The organism is Bradyrhizobium sp. Unk1 (genome assembly GCF_059512345.1).
Map to the genome: position 1 here is coordinate 1 of NZ_JCAMOP010000145.1, position 2,318 is coordinate 2,318.

2 protein-coding genes are annotated in these 2,318 nt (G+C 59.8%); both read right to left on the bottom strand.

The features are described from left to right. Window positions 1-596 (bottom strand): PLP-dependent transferase (locus tag AC5ZFO_RS47675; protein ID WP_496124223.1); only part of this gene is annotated, 596 nt, incomplete at its 3' end. A 280-nt stretch (window positions 597-876) separates the two neighbouring features. Then, a complete protein-coding gene (locus AC5ZFO_RS47680) occupies window positions 877-1,956 on the bottom strand; it encodes an NEL domain-containing protein (RefSeq protein ID WP_496124224.1) in 1,080 nt (359 codons plus the stop codon). Window positions 1,957-2,318: the final 362 nt, after the last annotated feature.

Consider the following 2,318-nt stretch of genomic DNA (forward strand, 5'->3'; position numbering starts at 1 on the left):
ATGCGGCGGATCATCGCAATGTCGACGAGGCCGTTGGTCGGATTGGCCGGGGTCTCGATCAGGATCATCGAAACCCGGCCCCTGCCCATCGCCTCCTCCGAGGCCTGCCTGACCGAGACCTCATCGATGCCGTCGGCAAAGCCGACCGCGCCGATCGACAGGCGCGCAAGCGTGTTCGTCAGCAGCGTTTCCGTCCCGCCATAGAGCGGCTGGGAGTGCAGGATGACGTCGCCGGGACGGACGAAGGCGAGGATCGTGGTCGCGATCGCCGCCATGCCGGAGGAGAACAGCGCGCAGCTTTCGGTGCGCTCATAGACCGCGAGCCTGTCCTCGACGATCTCGCTGTTGGGGTGGTTGAAGCGCGAATAGACCAGGCCCGCGCCCATGCCTTCCGGCGGCACGCGCCGGCCGGCGACGTAATCGAAGAAGTCCTGGCCGTCTTCGGCGGTCTTGAACACGAAGGTCGAGGTCAGGAACACCGGCGGCTTGATGGCGCCCTCCGACAATTGCGGATCATAGCCATAGGTCAGCATCAGGGTTTCCGGATGCAGCATATGGTTGCCGATATGGGTCTTCGACGGGAACGGTTTTACCATGGCTGCCTCGCTGTTCTGATGCTTGCCGCGCGTTGCGGGCCGAATCGGTGGTACACGGCGGTGGTCACAAAATCGAGCCCCGCCTTTTTGGACTGCTTGTTTTCCGGCGGTTATCGCGCAGTTGCGGCATCGGGGAAGGGAATCCGATTCTCACCGCTACTTGCACGAATTTTACCCGCTCACCTGAGCAATGCGCCGGCCTCCAGGCCGGCGCTCCGCAGTCTGATGTACAGCGCTACGCCTCACGCGAATTAACAGCCTCCTGCAGTCAAAGGCTGCTTCACAGCCTGAGGCCGTGATCATTGAGCACCCTATCCCTTAGAGCGCCCTTGATCTCGCGGGCAATTTCCTTACGGATCTCGGCACCTAATTCTCGCTTGGCATCCTCGACGAGATCAGATTGAGTTCCACTCAAGCCTCTGTCGGCGAGCTGTTGCTCCAGTCTGTTGTCGAACTCTTCGCCCATTGCATCAATGAGCTGGTCCTGCATCGCAGCATGGTCGTCAGGGGCGATGCGAGAAACCACATCGCCCCAAGGTTGCCAGTCCGTCGCCAAATAGTCAGCAAATTCCGCCGCTTCCTTATTCCGCACGGTTATCTCTGCACTGCCAACGTCAGCGTCGGTGACGCTCGAAACTTCAAAGAAGCGCATATTCGGCGCGACGTGCTGCAGTCCCAGCCGCTCGCGTAGCTTGTTCTGATAAGCAAGATAGACCTCGATGGGATCGATGTTTTCGGCGCTGTCGAGGGAGCCGAGCGAGTCAGCCTTCTCGCGCGCGATCCCCTCCAGAGCGTCCAAGCGGAACATGACGCGCCCCAGCTCGATGAGATTGGGAAGCCGTGCCCCATCGTCATAGACGCCGTTCTCCACGTCTGCGATGAGGCGTGCGGTTTGCATACCGTTCCAAGTCAACGTTCTGCGATCCTCGCAGGTCTGGTTAGCATCGGCGGCCAGCTGAAAGTACTGCGCGCGCAAATGCGGGTTCTTTGCCGCCTGTCGTAGATCATTCGCCACCGACTCCTGGAATTCCTGATTGTTTGAGTTGACGGAGTCGAACAGCTTGCCGAGGAAAAGCGCGTACTCTTGAGCGCCCGGCTCTTCTGCAGAGGCCCGCCAGGCGGCCAGCACCTCCCGATCGCCCTCCTTTGGATTATCCCTGAGCCAGTATGCCACTGCTTCAGTGAGAGTGAGGGGCGCGTTCTGTTCGTCGTCTGTCGAGGATAGTTCACTCACGTCGTCGCCCGGAAGCGCAACCTTTGGACCGATATAGTCCTCGGCGCTTCGGGCTGCATGCAGGTTCCTCAGCACCTGCTGCGGCAGCGGATTTCCAGACAGATCTACGTCGGCACTTGCGCTCAACTGCGTCAGCAGGTCCTCGGGTAACCTGGTTAGCTGGTTCTCGTTAACCTCGAGAGCATTTAGCGTAGCAGGTAGGTTCTCAGGTAGGCTGGTTAGCTGGTTATGGTTAGCAAAGAGGCGCTCGAGCCCGGGCGGGAGCGCCTCGGGTAACCTGGTTAGCTCGTTGCGGTTAACTGCGAGAGTACTTAGCGTAGTAGGGAGGTTCTCCGGCAGACTCGTCAATTGATTGTGGCTGACGTCGAGAAACCGAAGCTCGAGCTATGACGGATTCTGGGTGACGCGGTTCGATCAGGCGGCGCGGACTTCAGCGGTCGGAATGACTTCGATTCCGTCCGCAAACTTTACCCCGGATATCAGCTCCG